This is a genomic window from Dehalococcoidia bacterium, assembly GCA_028711995.1.
GTDB lineage: Bacteria > Chloroflexota > Dehalococcoidia > SZUA-161 > SpSt-899 > JAQTRE01.
The window spans coordinates 1-19109 of sequence record JAQTRE010000055.1 but is presented as its reverse complement, the minus strand read 5'-3'; the positions used below and the strand labels follow the sequence as shown (position 1 = coordinate 19109).

Annotated in this window: 19 protein-coding genes and 1 tRNA gene; 14 read left to right on the top strand and 6 right to left on the bottom strand. The window is 52.6% G+C overall.

Going from position 1 to position 19109, the window contains the following annotated elements:
- The first annotated feature begins 262 nt into the window (after positions 1-262).
- Positions 263-1969, top strand: a complete 1707-nt coding sequence (locus PHV74_08920) for a rhomboid family intramembrane serine protease (GenBank protein MDD5094484.1) — start codon at positions 263-265, stop codon at positions 1967-1969.
- Positions 1970-2000: 31 nt separating this feature from the next.
- On the top strand, positions 2001-3548 hold the full coding sequence (locus tag PHV74_08915) for a transglutaminase domain-containing protein (protein ID MDD5094483.1): 1548 nt from the start codon (positions 2001-2003) through the stop codon (positions 3546-3548).
- A 100-nt stretch (positions 3549-3648) separates the two neighbouring features.
- Here the strand turns inward: PHV74_08915 and PHV74_08910 are convergent, their stop codons facing one another.
- The 3 genes from PHV74_08910 to prfA form a co-directional block, all read right to left on the bottom strand.
- Positions 3649-3870, bottom strand: a complete 222-nt coding sequence (locus PHV74_08910) for an acetyl-CoA carboxylase biotin carboxyl carrier protein subunit (protein MDD5094482.1) — start codon at positions 3868-3870, stop codon at positions 3649-3651.
- A 92-nt stretch (positions 3871-3962) separates the two neighbouring features.
- On the bottom strand, positions 3963-4862 hold the full coding sequence (prmC, locus tag PHV74_08905) for a peptide chain release factor N(5)-glutamine methyltransferase (GenBank protein ID MDD5094481.1): 900 nt from the start codon (positions 4860-4862) through the stop codon (positions 3963-3965).
- 1 nt (position 4863) lies between these two features.
- Complete coding sequence (gene prfA / locus PHV74_08900; GenBank protein ID MDD5094480.1) at positions 4864-5916, bottom strand: peptide chain release factor 1; 1053 nt, start codon at positions 5914-5916, stop codon at positions 4864-4866.
- A gap of 402 nt (positions 5917-6318) precedes the next feature.
- Here prfA and rplU point away from each other — a divergent pair, with 402 nt between their 5' ends.
- The 8 genes from rplU (at position 6319) to PHV74_08860 (ending at position 12174) form a co-directional block, all read left to right on the top strand.
- A complete protein-coding gene (rplU, locus tag PHV74_08895) occupies positions 6319-6633 on the top strand; it encodes a 50S ribosomal protein L21 (protein ID MDD5094479.1) in 315 nt (104 codons plus the stop codon).
- A 12-nt stretch (positions 6634-6645) separates the two neighbouring features.
- Positions 6646-6912 (top strand): 50S ribosomal protein L27, encoded by a 267-nt coding sequence (rpmA, locus tag PHV74_08890; GenBank protein ID MDD5094478.1) that lies wholly within the window; start codon positions 6646-6648, stop codon positions 6910-6912.
- 8 nt (positions 6913-6920) lie between these two features.
- Positions 6921-7127 carry a 50S ribosomal protein L31 gene (rpmE, locus tag PHV74_08885; protein ID MDD5094477.1) on the top strand — a complete coding sequence of 69 codons (207 nt, stop codon included), beginning with the start codon at positions 6921-6923 and terminating at the stop codon, positions 7125-7127.
- 60 nt (positions 7128-7187) lie between these two features.
- Positions 7188-8594: an FAD-dependent oxidoreductase gene (locus PHV74_08880; protein ID MDD5094476.1), complete on the top strand. Its 1407-nt coding sequence runs from the start codon at positions 7188-7190 to the stop codon at positions 8592-8594.
- Between the two features lie 243 nt (positions 8595-8837).
- The gene (gene ruvC, locus PHV74_08875) at positions 8838-9350 is read left to right on the top strand and encodes a crossover junction endodeoxyribonuclease RuvC (protein ID MDD5094475.1); all 513 of its coding nucleotides are present in this window, start codon (positions 8838-8840) and stop codon (positions 9348-9350) included.
- 29 nt (positions 9351-9379) lie between these two features.
- Positions 9380-10009, top strand: coding sequence for a Holliday junction ATP-dependent DNA helicase RuvA (locus PHV74_08870; GenBank protein MDD5094474.1), 630 nt, complete (start codon positions 9380-9382; stop codon positions 10007-10009).
- Positions 10010-10011: 2 nt separating this feature from the next.
- Positions 10012-11061 carry a Holliday junction branch migration DNA helicase RuvB gene (gene ruvB / locus PHV74_08865; protein MDD5094473.1) on the top strand — a complete coding sequence of 350 codons (1050 nt, stop codon included), beginning with the start codon at positions 10012-10014 and terminating at the stop codon, positions 11059-11061.
- Positions 11062-11451: 390 nt separating this feature from the next.
- Positions 11452-12174 carry an SIMPL domain-containing protein gene (locus PHV74_08860; protein ID MDD5094472.1) on the top strand — a complete coding sequence of 241 codons (723 nt, stop codon included), beginning with the start codon at positions 11452-11454 and terminating at the stop codon, positions 12172-12174.
- Positions 12175-12358: 184 nt separating this feature from the next.
- On the opposite strand, the gene PHV74_08855 is transcribed toward PHV74_08860, so the two are convergent.
- The 3 genes from PHV74_08855 to PHV74_08845 form a co-directional block, all read right to left on the bottom strand.
- Positions 12359-12442: transfer RNA gene (locus PHV74_08855), tRNA-Leu, on the bottom strand.
- Positions 12443-12505: 63 nt separating this feature from the next.
- Complete coding sequence (locus PHV74_08850; GenBank protein ID MDD5094471.1) at positions 12506-13627, bottom strand: NAD(P)/FAD-dependent oxidoreductase; 1122 nt, start codon at positions 13625-13627, stop codon at positions 12506-12508.
- A gap of 170 nt (positions 13628-13797) precedes the next feature.
- Entirely contained in the window at positions 13798-15114 is a 1317-nt protein-coding gene (locus PHV74_08845) for an NAD(P)/FAD-dependent oxidoreductase (GenBank protein ID MDD5094470.1), read from the bottom strand.
- Between the two features lie 194 nt (positions 15115-15308).
- Between PHV74_08845 and PHV74_08840 the strand changes: the two genes are divergently transcribed.
- The 4 genes from PHV74_08840 to PHV74_08825 all read left to right on the top strand — a co-directional run.
- Positions 15309-15830, top strand: a complete 522-nt coding sequence (locus PHV74_08840; GenBank protein ID MDD5094469.1) for a zinc-ribbon domain-containing protein — start codon at positions 15309-15311, stop codon at positions 15828-15830.
- A gap of 450 nt (positions 15831-16280) precedes the next feature.
- Positions 16281-16529: a helix-turn-helix domain-containing protein gene (locus tag PHV74_08835; protein ID MDD5094468.1), complete on the top strand. Its 249-nt coding sequence runs from the start codon at positions 16281-16283 to the stop codon at positions 16527-16529.
- 151 nt (positions 16530-16680) lie between these two features.
- Entirely contained in the window at positions 16681-17106 is a 426-nt protein-coding gene (locus PHV74_08830; GenBank protein MDD5094467.1) for a type II secretion system protein, read from the top strand.
- A gap of 212 nt (positions 17107-17318) precedes the next feature.
- Positions 17319-19109 (top strand): HAMP domain-containing protein (locus PHV74_08825; GenBank protein ID MDD5094466.1); only part of this gene is annotated, 1791 nt, incomplete at its 3' end.

The following is a 19109-nucleotide window of genomic DNA, read 5'->3' as shown; positions in this document are numbered from 1 at the left end:
CCCAGGCAGTTCTCCTCCAGATGCTTGGGCTGCACCTCCCTCAGCGAATGAAAATTAAAGCAATGTAGTACCAACTTTACGTTCGGGAGAAGCACCTGTCAGCTTCGAAACTGCGGAAGTTGGGTTAGGTTAGAGAGCATGCCTCTCATTTTGTTGTGCCCGTCAGGCCTCAGGGTCGATAGTAAGTCATATTGGCAGACCCGTAAACGAGGCGAGATTCCGCGAATCCCAGGCGATTAAATCTTGATGGAGTGTAGCTGTAGTGTTTATTCCGATTTCCGATCGTGATGTCACCCGCCGCACTTTCCCTATCGTCAATGTCAGCCTCATCGCAATCTGTGCGCTCGTTTTTATCTATGAACTGATAATCAGCAATAGCGACGTTTTCTTCCTGAAGTTCGGTTTCATGCCCTATGAACTCACGCATGGGGTCGATGCCAAATGGATGTGCGGCCCATGGATGGTTTTCGGTACACCTCAGAGTATTCCTTTCTCATGTCAGGATATCGCTTCACCGATCCCCACCTGGGCGACCTTGTTTACCGGCATGTTCATTCACGGAGGGTGGATGCACCTTTTGGGCAATATGATCTTCTTGTGGGTCTTCGGAGACAATATTGAGGACCGCTTCGGGCATTGGCGCTACTTGGCCTTCTACCTCACGTGCGGCCTGGTCGCTTTCGGAGTCCAGATCGCATTCGATTGGAATTCTCTGGCTCCCACCATTGGCGCCAGCGGAGCTATCGCTGGCGTGTTGGGGGCTTATTTCCTCCTCTATCCTTACAGTCGGGTAGATACGCTGTTCTTCATCATCATTATTCAGCTTCCGGCTGTTGTTCTGCTGGGCTTCTGGTTCATGATGCAGTTCTTCAATGGCGTCGGGGAGCTTGGATCTTCAGCCCAGGCAGGCGGGGTTGCCTATTGGGCGCACATTGGAGGATTTGTCTTCGGGATGCTTGTGGTTGTTTTCTACAAACTGGCCAAGGGTGAACGCCTTTGGCCCGAAGCCAGTGTTGTGCCTGGCGCAGTCGGCGGGTATGGAGAGCCTCTCGAGGTCAAGCTCCTGGGAGAGAAACAGCTGGGGTATCTGTCCTCTCAACAACCACAGGCGTCTTTGCCGAGGCGCAGAACCGGGGTCTTCTTTCACTATCAGGAGGGAGAGAGGCTGCGGGACTTTCCCCAGGCCCTGGAGGGTATTCTCTCCAGGGATAACGTTTTCCTCTACGATGCTTTTTATCCTCTGAAGCCGACTTCCTCTTTTGATCTGGAGTTGATGCCGGAGGAGGTGCTCCTGGATGTGCATCGCCCGGAGATGGTTGAACAGGTGAAGAGTAGCGGGGCTTTCGACGGGGCATTGATATCGGCTTCAAGTACGGTGGCGGCGGCTATTCGGATGTGGCGCGGTGAGATCGACAATGCCTTCGTCTTCACCGGCTACGGAGATCATCATGCGGGCACCGATTTCTTCGGAGGGGGGTGTTACTTCAATGGAGCGGCCATCGCTATCTCCCAGTTGCGCAAATACTTCGGCGTAAAGCGGTTTGCCATCATCGATACCGATGCCCATCATGGTGACGGAACCTGGGAGATATTCGGACAGGACTCGGATGTCCTCTACATGTGTTTCTGCGGCGGCGGGAGCATGGAGCAGAACAACAAAGTGGATGTCCCGGTTCCCTGGCGAGTGACCGACGAGGAATATCTGAATCTGGTCAGGGAGAACTTCACCTCGCGGGCGCAGGCTTTTCAACCGGAGGTCATCTTCTGGAACTGGGGCTATGACGGCACTCAGGGCGACTATGGCGATATCGGGCTCACGGCGAACTTCCATACCAAACTGGCTCAGGAGATCAAGCAAACCGCGGACCAGATTTGCAACGGCAGATTGATCGTCGTCCTGTGTGGGGGGAGCCGGCGGGATCTGGCCCATCTCCTCATTCCGGATATCATCCGGGTGTTGTCATCATAGGATTGGAAAGGGCCAATAGGAACAATACGGGATGACAGTCAGTGAAGTGATTCGAACTCAGGCAGCTCAGTTGGCTTCCGATAGAAGCTCACCCCTTCAAGTTTCCGAAACCATTGCCCGGTTTGTGCGAGACCAAATACCCTATTATCTCGATGAGTGGGACCTAAGTGCCGAGGATGTTCTGAAGCGAAGGCGAGGGATGTGCGCCGGAAAAGCGCTGCTTGCCGCCGAACTTCACCGCGCTGTGGGAATTCCCACTTGTTTCAAGGTGATCAGAATACTGGGAGAAGGGGGACTCTTCGATTTCATGGCAGGGCAGTTGCGGGAAAATCCTCCTGCCGAACACTCCGCCGGGGAGATATGGGGAGTCTTGCAGTCGATCCAGTCTTTGCCGCCGGAGCGCGACCACATTCTGGTGCAGGTCTGGTTGAACGATCGGTGGGTGGATCTTGACTTGTCCAGAGATAGCGACCTGGACTTCGGAATGCGCCTGGTCGGCATTTGGAGGGAGCGCAAAGTGCTCTCCGAAGAGGGCCCTTATGATTCTCTGGATGGCTGGCTGGAGCAGAGGATGCTCCGACGGGCGGTCACGAGCGATAGAAGAACCTTCTTCGACGTCGCTAATGGGCTCATGGAACAGATCAGAGAGGTGGGAAGGATAGGGAAGGCGGCTGGCGTTCGGGTGTGGACGGACGATGAAGTGAGGAAGTCGGTCCGGGAATGGGGAACGATTCCGGACTGTCCCACGGGTAACAGTGACGAAACTGCCCTCATAAACCGGATCTATGTCAGCGTCAGACAAAACATCAAGCGCGGAAGGTTCTGGGAGTTGCCGAATGTGTTGGCCCAGCGTCAGTCTGATTGCCTGGGCTATGCTCGCCTGTTGACATTTTTGGCAATCGATTCAGGTCTTGACGCTGAAACGATAGAAGTGGTGCAGGATAACGCGGGGAGATACGTTCCTCACTATGTTTGTATGGTTAAGCTCTCCGATGGCACCCGGCAGTTGATTGATCCCTGGTATGGTTCTGCCGATATCAGCCACTCTCTGATGATCGCCCGGACGGACGATGGCGGAAGGATGCTGACGTGTCTAATGAACATGGATGCGCTGCAATCGATTCCGCAGGTATACGGCTTGAGTCCGGGGCAATTGAGAGGGGTTTCTTTTTACGTATCGGGCAACTCCTTTTTGGCTCGCGATCTGGAGGCGCAGGCGATAGACTGCTATACGGCTTCAATCTGGCTCTATCCCTCAAACCCCAGGACTTTCTTCAACCGCGCCATTGCATTGGAGAGGCTCCACCGAAGAGAGCAGGCTCGGGAAGATTACCGGCAGGCCTTCGCCATCGAACCTTCGCTGGAGAGGGTTCAGGCGACGGTTGAACCGATTGAGGGGCTGATCGAGTTGGATGAAAAAGGCCTTAGCGAGGCAGATCAACAGGTCTATCTGCTCCGCAAGGGCTTTGTTACTGGAAAAGAGGAAACTTGGAGCGAGATCGCCGCCAGATGCGGCATCACTCCCTCTGGGGCTCAAAAGATATTCCACTCCGTGCAGAAGCGCTTACAAACCAACTAAACTCCCTCGGAAAAGATGGGAGACAAATGGATTCAAAGCCTGCCCACTCTCCTGTCCTGACAGCCAGGAGAGTGGGCAGAACCTCTTAATCGGAGCGTCCCTAGTAGTTGATAACCGCTATGGTCTGGCCCGTTTTGACCACCTGTCCTGGAGCCACATTGATTTCACCGATTACCCCGGAGACAGGGGCGGTGATGGGGTTTTCCATTTTCATGGATTCGATTTCGCAGATCGTATCGCCTTCATTGATCTTGGCGTTTGCTTGCGCTTGAACTCTGATGACCTTTCCCGGTATGGGGGCAGTGACTACCTCTTTAGACATCTCAACTCCTTTGGTTTGATTCAATTTGACTTCTCTTTAAAGACCACCGCCTATTATAACCTATTGTCTGTGGCAAGTTCCACCTTTGCGGATTAGACTTTCACCAGGATGCCCCTGTCCTTTTGGCTCAAATCCGGGATTGCCTTTATTGGGGCCCCAGGGAAATATTGTCTCACCTGATGGATTGCGGCCCTGCGCTGGGTTTGGCCAATCTCCAATAGGATTGCTCCTCCGCTTCGCACCCTGTCTTTTGCTTGAGGAAGAAGCCGGGAGATCAATCCAAGTCCGTCCGGTCCGCCAGCCAGCGCGTGATTCGGTTCGAAGAGACGGATTTCTTTGCTCAGGTCCCTCATCTCCATATCGCTCACATAGGGCAGGTTGGCAACGATGAGATCAAAAGGCCCGAGGATCGATCCCAGAAGATCGGCCTGAATCAGATGAACTCGATTGGGCACATCATTCCTGAAACAGTTTGATGCAGCCACTCGCAATGCTGATGCCGAGATGTCGGTGGCACAGACCATGGCTTGGGGCAAATGGATGGCCAGAGCTATGGCAATAGCGCCGCAGCCGGTACCGACGTCGATGATCCGAGCTGTGGGATTATAGCGCAGTAGTTCCAGCGCTTGCTCAACCAGGATTTCAGTTTCAGGTCGGGGGATGAGTGTCGCACGATTGACGTAGAAATCGATACCGTAGAATTCTTTGTGGCCCGTGATGTAGGCTGAGGGTTCATGGGTGAGGCGACGCTGCAAGAGATGATTCAGGGCCTGAGATTGATCAGCCGATAGAGGATCATCAATTCGAGCGTGGAGTTCTGCCTTGCTCAAACCGAGTACGTGACGCAGCAGAATCTCAGACTCCAGACAAGCCTCTTCGATCCCAGCCGATTCGAGTGCTTTCATCGATTCTTCGAGCGCTTGTCTGATGACCTTCATCTTTTCAAAAGGGCGATCACGCGGGAACAAACCCTGATAATTGATGTCTGACACGTTATTCAGAGGGTTGTTCGGAAGCGATCAGCGCATCGATGAGCTGATCGAGTTCTCCCTCCAGGACGGCTTTGAGGTTGTGGAGCGTCAGCCCAATTCGATGGTCCGTAACCCGCGACTGAGGGAAATTGTAGGTGCGTATTTTCTCTGAGCGTTCTCCACTTCCCACCTGTGAACGGCGATTCTCTGTCCTCTCTTTGAACTGTTTGGATTGTTCCTGATCATACAGGCGAGCCCGGAGCACCGACAGGGCCTTCGTTTTGTTCTTGAGCTGGGAACGCTCGTCCTGACACGTGACCACCAACCCGGTTGGGATATGGGTGATGCGGATGGCGGTGGACACCTTATTTACGTTTTGTCCCCCCGCTCCACCCGAGTGGAAGATATCGATCCGCAGATCGTCGGGGTTGATGGATACCTCCACCTCATCCACTTTTGGTAGCACGGCCACGGTAGCAGTCGAGGTATGAATTCGCCCTCCCGATTCGGTGAGAGGCACCCGCTGGACCCGATGAACTCCCCGCTCATACTTGAGCCTGCTGAATACCTCTTTCCCCTTGATTCCGAAAATAATCTCCTTGAAACCGCCGATTCCGGTTTCATGCGTATCCAGGGTTTCCACCTGCCATCCCCTGGCCAGAGCATAACGAGTATATGCGCGGAAAAGGTCGCCGGCAAAGAGGGCTGCTTCTTCTCCCCCGGTACCAGCGCGGATTTCCATGATCACGTCCTTCTGATCGGCAGGGTGTTTAGGTATGAGAGCCAGTTTCATCGCTCCTACCAGACTCTCCCGGCGTTTGTCTAGAGATTCGATTTCCTGGTTAATCAAATCCGCCATCTCACCATCGAGGCCGTCACTTTGCATCGCCTTGGTTTCATTAAGTTTCGCCAGGACAGTTTTGTATTCCCGGTACTGAGCCGCAAGCTCCTTGATAGAGGCTTCCTCCTGAGCCAATTTCTGCAATAGCTCGATATTGGAGCACGCATCTTGTTGAGCCATGAGGGTGTGGATTTCCTCATATCGCTTTTCGAGGGAGTCTAATCGATCGAACATCGTTTCCATATTCTTGTTTTTCCATTTGTGCCGGGGGCATCGATGAGAAAAACTCTCATTCGAAATCAGAGTATTGAAATGGTCTGCTCAACCTCCATATCCCCCGATCGCGGTCGAGGGCAAGCCCCGGAAGAAAAAATCCTTCACCTCTTTTTCGACAATCTCAAGATGTGAAATCCCAGGAGGAAAATAAGATCAAGGGCGTGGGCATTCTCGATGGTGTTTTCTCTTTATTGGCTCAATCTCTTGTGCATGTCGAGGATAACGCCTATAATTATAACCAGTGCTGTTCGCCTTTTCAATTCGAAGCCTATTCTGGCGGCCTCTGAGGAAACGCTAGATTGACAATTTGGCTACAACTGGTAAAATGCTAACGCTGGCATTTTTTGAGGGAGGATGACAATTTACGCTATCATTACTACTGGGGGAAAGCAATACCGGGTCTCACCGGGCCAGACGATTGATGTGGAGCGCCTTCCCGGCGATGAGGGCAGTGCGATTGAATTGAATGAAGTTCTCATGGTTAACGATGGTGAGAAGACCGTAGTCGGCCAGCCGATGCTCAACGGGGCCAAGGTCAAGGCCACGATCGTGTCTCAGGGCAGAGACAAGAAGATAATTGTATTCAAGTACAAGAGCAAAGTCCGTTATCGTCGCAAGAGAGGTCATCGTCAGGCTCATACCCGATTGGCGATTAACGAGATTGTAGCAAATTAGGGGTAATTTTGTATGGCACATAAGAAAGCAGGCGGCAGCAGCAGACTAGGGAGAGACAGCCAATCCCAAAGACTCGGAGTCAAGAAGTCGGATGGTCAGGTGGTTCGAGCCGGCAATATCCTGGTGAGGCAGCGAGGCACGAAGGTCCATCTGGGCAACAATGTCGGTTTGGGCAAAGATCATACCATTTTCGCTCTCATCGATGGCAAAGTCGCCTTTGAACGAGCGACCAAATATAATAAAAAAGTGAGTGTCTATCCAATTCAGGACACTAATTGAGCAGCAGCATGAAAGAGAAAGTACATCCCAAATACTATGATGAAGCGAAAGTGGTTTGTTCCTGTGGAAACACCTTCTCCGTTGGCGCGACTCAGCCAATGCTCAAGGTAGAAGTTTGCAGCAAGTGCCATCCGTTCTTCAGCGGCAAGCAACATATGATGGATACTGCCGGTCAGATTGAGCGGTTCAAGAAACGGTACAAGATCAAGGACTAGAATTCCTTCCCCCCAATGTCATTCTGGCATAGGCACCGCAGGACAGCACCGGGGTAGAGTATGGCCAAAATCTATGACGTTGTTATTGTGGGCGGCGGTCCTGCGGGCATATTTACAGCTCTTGAATTAGCCAAATCCTCTGACCTTCGTGTTCTTATCCTCGAAAAAGGCCCCGCTCTCAACAAGCGGTGCTGCCCCAGCGTTATCGATAATACCGATTGCCTTTCCTGTTCCCCTTGCGATATGGTGAGTGGGTGGGGCGGGGCGGGGGCCTTCAGCGATGGCAAGCTCACTTTGTCCTCTGATGTGGGTGGGCGGCTTACGGATTACCAGGGGGTGGAAAACACCGAGGCCCTGATCCGCTACGTGGACCGATGTTACCTGAGATTTGGAGCCCCTGAGGTTCTCCATGGAATCGGCCCCGAGGTCGAAGGCTTAAAACAGAAGGCAAAGCTGGCCGGATTGAATTTGATTCCGGTACCGGTTCGGCATCTGGGGACTGAACGCTGCTATGGCGTGTTGCAGCGCATGCAGGGTTTCCTGGCGGATCGGGTAGAAATGCAAACAGATATCACCGCTGAATCTATCCTGATCCGCAATGGCAGGGCCAGGGGGATTGAAAGCCGGGATGGTCAAAGAATCGAAGCTCGCCATGTGGTTGTGGCTCCTGGCAGGGAGGGATCGGATTGGCTGGTAAAAGAGGCCTTTCGGCTTAAACTCACCAAGCATAACAATCCCATCGATATCGGCCTCCGGGTTGAAGTGCCGAATGCGGTGCTTGCGGAACTGACCGATGCCCTCTACGAATGCAAATTAGAGTTCTATTCCCGGACGTTCAAGGACCGGATCAGGACGTTTTGTATGTGCCCTGCTGGCGAGGTCACTATGGAATCGACCGGCGGTGCCGATCCGGTGATCACAGTCAACGGGCATAGTTATGCCCATCGCAAGACCGCTAATACCAACTTTGCCCTCCTCGGCAGCGCCAGCTTCGCAGAGCCCTTCCACGATCCCATAACCTACGGCCGATCCGTGGCACGCCTGGCAAATCTTCTGAGCGGCGGCGCTATTCTACAGCGCCTGGGTGATTTGAAAAAGGGCAGATCTTCCGCCTCCGAAAATGTGCATCAATGGAAAGTCCAGCCCACATTAAGGGCTGCTGCTCCGGGAGATATCAGTGCGGCGCTTCCCTATCGCTTTTTAAAGGGAATCAACGAGATGTTGACGGCTATGGATAAGCTGGCTCCCGGCGTTGCCTCGCCTCATACACTGCTTTATGGGATTGAAGTGAAGTTCTATTCTTCCAGGTTGCAGCTCACGCAGAACCTGGAAACAGAGGTCCCCAATCTGTATGCCATCGGCGATGGTGCTGGCGTCTCTCGTGGACTGGTGCAGGCTTCGGCTTCGGGAGTGATTGCGGCCAGGGAGATATTGAGGCGCACTGGAAAGGGAACGCGCTCATCTTAATTGTTGCACAGTGTCCCGTGATTGACCGGCCTGCCCCGCGCTTAATCCAGAGAAATCCATCCCTCACCCTACCCAATTCCCGCTCTTACGGGGATGACTATGATTCTTTCTTCCGGGCTGTCATATTCCTGAATCAATGAGCCTTCCGTAGCTTGACAGAAGAGACGTTCTGATACCTATCTTCGCAGCCGTTGGGGTGTTATGATAATAGATAAAAAGAGGGCCTGATTCAGGGGAAAGCAAATGAGAATTCTTGGGATTGATCCCGGGTTGAAGACGACGGGTTACGGAGTCATCGAGATCGCCGATCGCCATATTGTTTTGTTGGAAGGCGGAGCGATTCGCACCGGTTCTACCGAAGATGCCCTGGAGGTAAGGCTTTCCCGCCTGTATGACGGCATCGATGAAGTGCTCGACCAATTCCGCCCCGAATCCCTGGCGTTGGAACAGCTTTATTCCCACTATGAACACCCCACCACCGCGATTCTGATGGGGCATGCCAGAGGGGTGATTTGCCTGGCAGCGGCCAAGAAAAATATCCCGGTTTCCAGCTATGCTTCAACCCAGATCAAGTCGACTCTGACCGGTAGCGGCAGAGCGTCAAAAGACCAGATGCAACGGGCGATTCAAGCCATGCTCAAGCTCAAGGAAATCCCTCAGCCCAATGATGTGGCCGATGCACTGGCGGTAGCCATTTGCCATTACTGGACGGCCAATAGTCCGGTGATGGCTGCCATCGGGGGCAAGAGGGTTTAAGGCCATGCGAAACCGGAAAGGACAGTAAAGTGATCTCTCATCTCAGCGGGGCCATCAGCAGCATTGACCCAGACAAATCGAGAATAGTGGTCGATGTAAACAGCGTGGGCTACGAAGTGATGCTGCCAGCGTTTGTGATGCGGTCAATTGTTGATCGCGGAAAGAAAGAGGGAGACCCAATTACGCTGCAAATTTACTATCACGTCTCAGAGAGGCAGCCCCGGCCGGTGCTGGTGGGCTTCAACAGCGAATTCGAAAAACGGTTCTTCGAGCGGTTGATCGCCGTCGAAGATATCGGTCCCAGCAAGGCGGCCAAAGCCTTCGTCTTTTCCGTGTCAACAGTAGCTAACGCCATTGAGGATGGGGATGCCAAGGTTCTGGAAAAGATGCCTGGCATCGGCGCACGAACCGCTCAGAAGATCATCGCCACGCTTAAGGAGAAAGTGGCCGAGTTTGCCCTGCTCAAAGATGAAGGCTATGATAGCATTCCCAAGGTGGTACGGAAGGACATCACCGATGAGACCATCGAGGTCCTTGCCGGACTAGGCTATAAGCGAGCGGAGGCCAAAGCAAAGGTAGAAGAAGCCCTGGAACGAAATCGCGGGGTGAAAGATATTGAGGATCTGATCCGCGATATATTCCGATCTGAGAGGAAATGAACGTGAGCCGGGAGCCATCTATCAGGGGGGAAGATCAAGAGCCAAAAGGGGCCCCGATTCAGCGGGAGGATGAGGAGAGCTTTATCCTGAGCCTTCGTCCTCCGACTCTGGATGAGTACATCGGGCAGCCAGAGCTTGTGGAGAGCCTGACGATCGCTCTGACTGCCGCCAAAAACAGAGGCGAGCCTTTGGATCATGTTCTCCTTCACGGGCCGCCGGGATTGGGAAAAACCACGCTGGCCCATATCATCGCCAACGAGATGCAGACCAAGATCACTCACACCGCCGGTCCGGCGCTGGAGAAGCCGGTGGATATTGTGGGCATTCTCTCCAATCTCGATAACGGTGAGGTTCTTTTCATTGATGAAATACACCGCCTTTCCCGCACCATCGAAGAGTATCTGTACTCTGCCATGGAGGATTTTGAGGTCAACTTCATCTATGGCAAAGGGGCTTATGCCAAGACCCTTCCCTTCAAACTCAAGCATTTCACACTGATCGGCGCCACAACGCGGGCTGGAATGCTGTCTCCGCCACTGCGCGATCGATTCGGCATGAGCTATCATCTGGACTATTACTCCCCTGAAGAGCTGACCAAAGTGGTCAAGAGATCGGCTGGCATTCTAGGCGTGCAAGTTGAGGAGAAGGGAGCGGTGGAGATCGCCAAAAGATCGCGAGGCACGCCCCGGATTGCCAATCGGTTGCTCCGCCGCGTCAGGGACTACGCGGAGGTGACTGGCGATGGGAAGATCACCAGGGAACTGGCAGATGAGGCTCTGACCAAGGAGGGTGTGGACCAGGCCGGGCTGGATAAGCTCGACCGACTCTACCTGAACACTGTTCTGAAGAACTACAAAGGCGGACCGGTGGGCATTGAAGCTCTTGCCGCGACTATTAACGAAGAGCCGAACACTCTGGTTGACGTTGTTGAACCGTTCTTGCTGAAAAAGGGATTCATTATCCGCACACCGGCGGGAAGGCGAATCGGAAGTGCAGGGCGTTCTCACCTGGGCTATGATGTTGAGAGTGACAGGCAGCGGATGATGTTGTGATGAGACAGGGTAGCGCGCTATTGTAGTATCCATCCGGGAGGGATAGTTCCCTCCATCCTCATTTCCCCCAAGTGCTTTCCACAAAGGGTGCCTTGTCGTTCTGTGTATTATGGGCAAAAACATATTGACAACTAGATAGTCATACTTCGTTTTCTGGTAGATTAAAATCACTGTATCCATCCTCCAATCGGGAGCGCAACGCCAACCGGCTGGTCCGCCAATTGAGCAGTTTTCCGCAAGTGCAGTGAGCACTATCTATTCATCCCGACGTCTTATACAGTGAAAGCCAAGAAGCAATTCTTAGCACCATGGCAGCCATGAAGGGAGGTATCGACTGTGTGAATATTTCGGGCCAGCAACTGATATTGACAGAGAAAGGAGAAGAATAAAATGAAAAAGATTTGGATACCCGTACTGGCGATAGTGGTAGCGCTTACCCTCTTTGGAGCAGCGGGATGCTGTGATTCCGATGCTGAGAACGGCAATCAAGCAGGCATCTCGGTAACCGGAGAAGGCAAAGTATCGGCCACGCCTGATCTGGTGACGGTGACCCTTGGCATCGAAGCCCAAGCCAAAACAGTGAACGAGGCGCAGACCCAGGCAGCCGATGCGATGAACAAGGTAATGGACTCTCTAAAGAATGGCGGGTTGGCTGATAAGGATATTCAGACCTCGCAGTTTTCCATCTATCCCATAACCAAATGGGATGAGGATACTCAACAGCAGATCGTGTTGGGCTATCGAGTCTCCAACATGGTAACGGCTAAGATCAGAGACTTGGGTAAGGCCGGTCAAATCATCGATGCAGTAGCAGTGGCTGGTGGGGACTTGACCCGGGTTCAGGGAATATACTTCTCCATCGAATATCCTGTTCCATACCAGATGCAGGCTCGCGAGAAGGCATTTGCCGATGCCAGGGCTAAGGCGGAACAGATGGCCAATCTCGCCAAGGTGAAACTTGACGACCCGATCTCTATCAGCGAGAGCAGTGGGTATGTCTCCCCCGTTCGCATGGACTATGCCTCGAAGGATGAGGGTTCTTCCTCCATGCCGATCAGCCCCGGTGAGCAGGAGATCAGCGTCAGCGTTTACATCGTCTACGGTATGGACTAAGGGCAGTTGAAAATGGTCAAGAGTCGTCCCAATCCCCGAGTTTTGGGAATTGGGACGACTCTTTCAATTCTCTATAGGCAGACAGAACCCTTCTCGCCGGTTTGCTCCAAAGATCAAATTGAGCGGAGTCCTTATGCAGAAATGCCCAAGATACTGTCCATGTATGGCAGAGGCGGAGGGGAAGTGCCGGGGGCGGGACTCGAACCCGCACGACCTCAACGGCCAACGGATTTTAAGTCCGTCGCGTCTGCCATTCCGCCACCCCGGCATCGGTTAGATTCTAGCTTGTTTGGCCGTCCGATTCAACTGTTCTGAATCCTGCTCATCTATTCTACAAAATTCCTTCGATCATCCGGCCAACGTATCGGCCGATTGCCGGGGAAGAAGTCAGGCCCGGGGATTCGATGCCCACCAGGTTCACAAATCCGGGCAATCCTCTGTCTTTCTCATGTCTGATGACAAAGTCCTTCAATCCCTCCCCTTCTGCCTGAAGCATTGCCAGTATGCCGGACGACTCAGGCTCCAGATCGGAGGGCTGGATGAACGGCAGGGCTTTCATCATGCTGGAGACCAGAAAACCCTCCCGCCTCGAATCATCGACATTGTAGCTCTTTTCGTTGACATAATAAAGGTGCGGGCCCAGACGCAATCTCCAATTCACATCAAAGCACACATGCACTCCAACGCTCACAGCTCCGGGTACGGGATAGATCAACCGGTTGATCATTTTGTTCTTGCCGCCGCTGACGCTGTAGTATTCTCCTTTGAGCCAATGCAGTTTGTAGTTGGCTTTCTGAATGTCAATCCCGGCCATCTGTGACATTCTATCGCTGTAAAGTCCGGCACAATTCACCAGGACTCTGGTTTTGAAAGTGGAAATGCCGGAGGGGTCCGTCACCTTCACTTCATATCCGTCTGATAGTTTCGCTATATCGATGACCTCGGTTCTGTAAACGATCTGAGCCTCTTTTTCCCGGGCTTGCGCTTGGAAATATCCCATGAGCGTGTGCGAGTCGATAATCCCCGTGGTAGGAGATAAGAAAGAAGAGGTGGCTCGCACATTGGGTTCAAGCCGGGCCAGTTCCTTGCGGGAGAGCATTTTCAGAGGGGCGCCATTGTTCCTGCCGATTTCAAACAGCCTCTCCAGATTTTGCGCCTCCATCTCGCTGGTTGCCACCAGCAGCTTGCCGCACTTCCGGTAGGCTATCCCGATCTTCTCGCAAAGTTCATAGAGAAGCGCGTTGCCTTCCAGACATAGCTTTGCTTTCAGGGAATCCTTGGTGTAATAGACGCCTGCATGAATGACCTCGCTGTTGCGGGAGCTTTGTTCCTGCCCGAACGATGCATTCCTCTCCAGCACGAAGACCTTTCTTCCCGTCTTTGCCACCTGGGAAGCTATGGACAGCCCGACCACTCCCGCCCCAATGATGGTAACATCGGCTTTGTACGTCACTATACCTCCTGCTCCAAAAACTGGTAATGAAGGATGCTCCGGTTAAGTTATGATTGATCACTCTTCCCAACCGCTGGGAGAGTTTGCCCTTATCCCTTCTCCCGTTCACGGGAGAGGGGGAAGAAAAAGACTTTCAAACCTGACGACTGACAACTGAATTCCAGACACCGCTAGGATCGGGCGGCTTCCTCCCCAGCAACATATCCAGTGGAAAATGCCGCTTGAAGGTTATATCCACCGGTATCGCCATCAAGGTCCATCACCTCGCCGCAAAAATAGAGTCCATCGACCAATCGGGAGCCCATGGTGCGCGGATCGATTTCTTTAAGAGAAACGCCTCCTGCCGTGACCATGGCAGCGGCTATCGAGAGCGGTCCTTTGATATTGAAGCGAAGCGACTTGAGTAAGCTCAACAATCGCTCTCGTTCCTCAGCGTCGATTTCATGGCTGCGCTTTTCTGGCGGGATGGCTGCCATATCGATGAAGGGAGCAACCATTTTGTTCGGCAGCAGGCCATCCAGAAGATGGCGGAATCCGCGCTTGCCGTAGCGGTCAAATTCGCTCTGCAATCGCTGGCGCATTTGCCTTTCGTTGAGATCAGGGAAGAGATCGATGGAAACACTCACCGGGCCATTTTGGAGTGCGTCTACAATCGCCAGGCTCATCAGTAACACCATGGGGCCACTGATGCCAAAGTGGGTGATCATCATCTCTCCTCTGCGGCTTTCGATAATCGGGATTGCTGGCTGCTTGCCGCTGATGCCTCTCCCCCGGTCGCTGGTTGGGGTCAGGGAGGGATCGATCGCGTCCGCCGGGCACTGATAGGCAGTCAGGCGCACATTGCTGAGACTTACTCCTTGCATGCTTTTCGCCCGCTGGGTTTCAAACACTATCAGGGGAATCAGTGCCGGACGAAGTGCAGTGATAGTATGACCGATTGCAGAGGCCAAGCGATACCCATCGCCAGAGGAGCCTGTTTGCGGATATGAACTGCCGCCGGTTGCTAGGATAACCGTTGTTGTTGGGTATACCTCATCCCCTGCTTTCACGCCTGTCACACGGCCTTTATCAAGGAGTATACTCTCTACTCTAATGTTTTTGGCCAGACGGACACTATGGTCAGCCATGCACCTTTCAAAAGCTCTGACTACATCTTGGGCATCCTCCGAGGCGGGAAAGACCCGCCCATCGCCCTCGATCTTGGTTTCCACACCATAGTGTTTCAAGAATGCCAGTAGATCTTCGCGAAAGTAGTGCCGAAAAGCGTGATAGAGAAAACGGCCGTTGGGGCCATACATGGCGATGAAATCATCAAGTTCTCTGGTGTTGCTCAGATTACAACGCCTGTTAGCTGTGAGGAGGATTTTGTTACCGGGGCACAGGGTCTTTTCCAGAAGAAGGACGTCAGCGCCCATCTCGGCCGCCCGGCATGCAGCCATCATGCCCCCGGCTCCAGCACCGATGACAATGACCCGCTTGGTAGTCATACAACATGTATAATAGCATATCACTGCGTGGTATCTAAGGAGTCTCTGGTAAAATTGTGGAACATCATCAAAGAGTTACTCAGGACTTTACAATTGAGAGTCACTCCTCTATTATAAGTGGTCAAGGGTGCATAGTATGGGAAATCTTATTATTCCATATGTTTGCCCATCTCGGCTAGAAAAGGAGGAACAATATGTTTTGTCCAAAATGTGGCTCGGAAAACAAGGATGACGGCACTGTCTGTGAAAAATGTGGGGCTGCCCTGAAGGGTGGCGGATCGGCCAAGGTGCAGATGGAGGCAGTTGGTCACATGATCCAGTCGTTGCCGATCAAGAAGATCCTCAGATATGGCGGGATGGCTGCCATTGTCATTGCATTCATAGCGGGCATCTTATTCGATGGGAAAGACCCTGAATCCGGCGTCTTCTTTGAATGGCTTCTTTGGGGTATCCTCGTGGCTGGTGTGCTGGCCGGGCTTTCTGCATTGGTTGCGGCATCAAAAGCAGGAGAATCCGAGACGATCATGTCGTTACCTGTCAAGAACATGCTTTTATACGGAGCGGTTTTGGCCCTTTTCCTTGGGTTTCTGGCAGGCATTCTATTCGATGCGAAAGACCCGGATACATCGGTGCTTCTCCAAGATCTATTGTGGGGCGTTCTAACAGCCGGACTTCTGATTGGCCTTTCGGCGCTGATCCGACCTTCCCAGGAATAACCCCTCAACTGCCATTCGGAAGAAATCTTCTTATGTCAGATCGGGCAAGTGCGCCTGATCTGACATAAGTTTTTTTTTGGGTGGGGCCAAGAGGCACCATTAGTTCCCCGATATCTTACTGAATTAGACATAGAGAAAAACAACCCCAAGCAATCGCAAAGGCCACAAACACTCCGAGTTTGGCAAAGGCACTCCTTCGTGTATCTCCCCTGAGGAATCCTTTCTATCTGAACACGCCGTCTTTTTATACTATCTGGCTATATTATCGCAGTCCGGTTTTTTCATCTTGCAACATTCATAGTCTGTGATCTTTCTGTGAGATGCTGGGTTCTCTTTGTGATAGATGTGTGATGTAGCCTTGCTAGCATAAAATCGTAACATTCGCCAAGAACACTAACAGTGAAAACATCGTGATAATTTACAGCTCAATAAACCTTGACGAGGGACGACATGAATATGGAGAACAAAGACTTATCGGTAGAATACATTACGAGCGGTATCGCTGCCCGTCTCTGTGGAGTAAGTAAGGTGACAGTAATACGGTGGATTGAAGATGGGCACCTGAGAGCATTCAAGCTTCCAAAGGGTCATTACCGGATAGATAGAGACGGTTTCTATCGGTTCCTGGCTGAGCATAGCTCACCGGCATTCAAGGAAATCTCCAATAAGGAACCGAACAATACTGAATCACGTAAATAATCAGGGAAGTATTTACCGTTGTTGGTGAAGTGAGGGGTTCATTCATAGAAGACAATAACCTGAAGGAAGGATCCGAAAGGCTAGAGAGAAACAATAAACAGGCTTCCTTGCCTGTTTCCGAGGGAGACATAGTGGAAGGAAGGGAGAACCGATGATAAGGTTTGGAAAAGGGCAACGCAGGTTTACGCTGGTTGAGCTACTCATAGCAGGCGGTATCATGGCTGTCTTAGCTAGTATCGCTGTTCCTGTGGTGGTACATCTCAGGGGTGGGACACAAACTGATCCCGCAGCAGTGGAACTCGTTGAACTCTCAGCTGTTCAGGACGCTATAGATGTTCTAATGGCGTACACAGGTGTGGATGACCTGCCCACAACTAGCCCTATCTCAGGCTTTGCGGCTGCACTTTGTGATACGGAAGGCGAGGCTACTGACGATATGACGGCATTCCCATACAGTGATGGAGATTGGGCGCTTTTCCCTGCCAGTGGCGACAAGTATCTGCGAAGTGCCACTACGATGGGCACATACTATGTGGATTCAGATGGGACAGTTCATCAAGCAAGCACGGGATATTAGGGACACACTGATAACTATCTGGTGTCGGTTGGGTAAGAAGCAGGAAAAGCTGAGGCGCTGAATGGGAAGGCGATGGGAAAGCATATGAAGCAACCAGCAAAGGCATATCTAGAAACCGGCGCCTGGGATTTTAAAAAATCCACGACCAGGAATCGAAAAAAGGAAGGTATGGAATGGCTAGTATACAGGAGGCACGCAGGAAACTGGGAAACATGAGGAATGTTATCAGCCTGGGCACTGAGGCGGGCAATCAACTGAAATTGGTATTGGACACGCTTAAGGCTATGAAAGATGGGGATTTTTCGGTTAGATTGCCGATTGCAACCAATGGTGTGATGGCCGAAATAGCAGAGGCTTTCAATGACGTTGTCTCTTTGAACGAGAGGATAACCAAAGAAATTATCCGGGTCGGCAAGATTGTGGGTGAAGAAGGGCAGATAACAGAGCGTGTTTTGCCGGGAGAATCCCGTGGCGGATGGGCAAGCCAAATCAACTCGGTGAATGCGCTCATTGACAATCTAACGCAGCCTACTGCTGAAGTTGCTCGCGTAATCGCCTCTGTTGCAGGAGGGGATTTATCACAGAAGATGGAACTGGAGGTTGAAGGAATACCCTTAAAAGGCGAGTTTTTGAGAATAGCCACAATAACCAACAACATGGTTGACCAACTGAGCGCCTTTGCCGCAGAAGTAACCCGGGTGGCCAGAGAGGTAGGCACCGAAGGTAAGCTCGGGGCACAAGCTAAGGTGTCCGGCGTTGCCGGCACCTGGAAGGAACTGACCGAGAATGTCAATACTCTGGCAGGTAATCTGACCAGCCAGGTGAGGGACATCGCCAAAGTGACTACAGCCGTGGCTAACGGTGATCTATCACAGAAGATCACTGTTGCGGCAATGGGTGAGATTCTGCAGTTGAAGAACACCGTCAATACCATGGTGGATCAGTTGAGCACCTTTGCTTCGGAAGTGACCCGGGTGGCCCGTGAGGTGGGCACTGAAGGCAAGCTTGGAGGGCAAGCTGAAGTATCCGGCGTCGCCGGTACCTGGAAGGAATTGACCGAGAATGTCAACACGCTGGCAGGCAATCTGACCAGCCAAGTGAGGAATATCGCCGAGGTGACCACTGCCGTAGCCCAGGGAAACCTGACAAGAAAGATTGAGGTGGATGCCAAGGGGGAAATCCTTGAATTAAAGAACACCATCAACATCATGGTGGATCAGTTGAGCACCTTTGCTTCGGAAGTGACCCGGGTGGCCAGAGAGGTGGGCGTCGAAGGAGAGCTTGGAGCGCAGGCTGCAGTGCCCGGTGTTGCCGGTACCTGGAAGGAATTGACCGATAATGTCAATATGCTGGCCGGCAATCTGACCAGCCAGGTGAGGAATATCGCCGAGGTGACCACCGCCGTAGCCCAGGGAGACCTCTCGCGAAAGATCACCGTTGAGGCAATGGGCGAGATTCTGCAGTTGAAGGACACCATCAATACCATGGTGGACCAGCTGAGCGCCTTTGCTTCGGAAGTAACCCGGGTGGCCCGTGAGGTAGGCACTGAAGGCAAGCTTGGCGGGCAGGCCGAGGTCAAGGGGGTAGGCGGCACCTGGAAGGAATTGACCGATAATGTCAATACGCTGGCCGGCAACCTGACCAGCCAGGTGAGGAATATCGCCGAGGTGACCACCGCCGTAGCCCAGGGAAACCTGACAAGAAAGATTGAGGTGGATGCCAAAGGAGAAATCCTTGAATTAAAGAACACCATCAACATCATGGTGGATCAGTTGAGTAACTTTGCCTCGGAAGTGACCCGGGTGGCCCGTGAGGTAGGCACTGAAGGCAAGCTTGGCGGGCAGGCCGAGGTCAAGGGGGTAGGCGGCACCTGGAAGGAACTGACCGAGAGTGTCAATATGATGGCCTCCAACCTGACAAATCAGGTGAGGAATATCGCCGAGGTAACCACCGCCGTAGCCCAGGGAGACCTCTCGCGAAAGATCACCGTCGAGGCAATGGGC

Bases quoted from the DNA above. Each gene is read 5' to 3' on its own strand.
- PHV74_08915 (MDD5094483.1), top strand. From the start codon at position 2,001: ATGACAGTCAGTGAAGTGATTCGAACTCAGGCAGCTCAGTTGGCTTCC.
- PHV74_08910 (MDD5094482.1), bottom strand. From the start codon at position 3,870: ATGTCTAAAGAGGTAGTCACTGCCCCCATACCGGGAAAGGTCATCAGA.
- prfA (MDD5094480.1), bottom strand. From the start codon at position 5,916: ATGTTCGATCGATTAGACTCCCTCGAAAAGCGATATGAGGAAATCCAC.
- rpmA (MDD5094478.1), top strand. From the start codon at position 6,646: ATGGCACATAAGAAAGCAGGCGGCAGCAGCAGACTAGGGAGAGACAGC.
- rpmE (MDD5094477.1), top strand. From the start codon at position 6,921: ATGAAAGAGAAAGTACATCCCAAATACTATGATGAAGCGAAAGTGGTT.
- PHV74_08880 (MDD5094476.1), top strand. From the start codon at position 7,188: ATGGCCAAAATCTATGACGTTGTTATTGTGGGCGGCGGTCCTGCGGGC.
- ruvC (MDD5094475.1), top strand. From the start codon at position 8,838: ATGAGAATTCTTGGGATTGATCCCGGGTTGAAGACGACGGGTTACGGA.
- PHV74_08860 (MDD5094472.1), top strand. From the start codon at position 11,452: ATGAAAAAGATTTGGATACCCGTACTGGCGATAGTGGTAGCGCTTACC.
- PHV74_08845 (MDD5094470.1), bottom strand. From the start codon at position 15,114: ATGACTACCAAGCGGGTCATTGTCATCGGTGCTGGAGCCGGGGGCATG.
- PHV74_08840 (MDD5094469.1), top strand. From the start codon at position 15,309: ATGTTTTGTCCAAAATGTGGCTCGGAAAACAAGGATGACGGCACTGTC.
- PHV74_08835 (MDD5094468.1), top strand. From the start codon at position 16,281: ATGAATATGGAGAACAAAGACTTATCGGTAGAATACATTACGAGCGGT.
- PHV74_08830 (MDD5094467.1), top strand. From the start codon at position 16,681: ATGATAAGGTTTGGAAAAGGGCAACGCAGGTTTACGCTGGTTGAGCTA.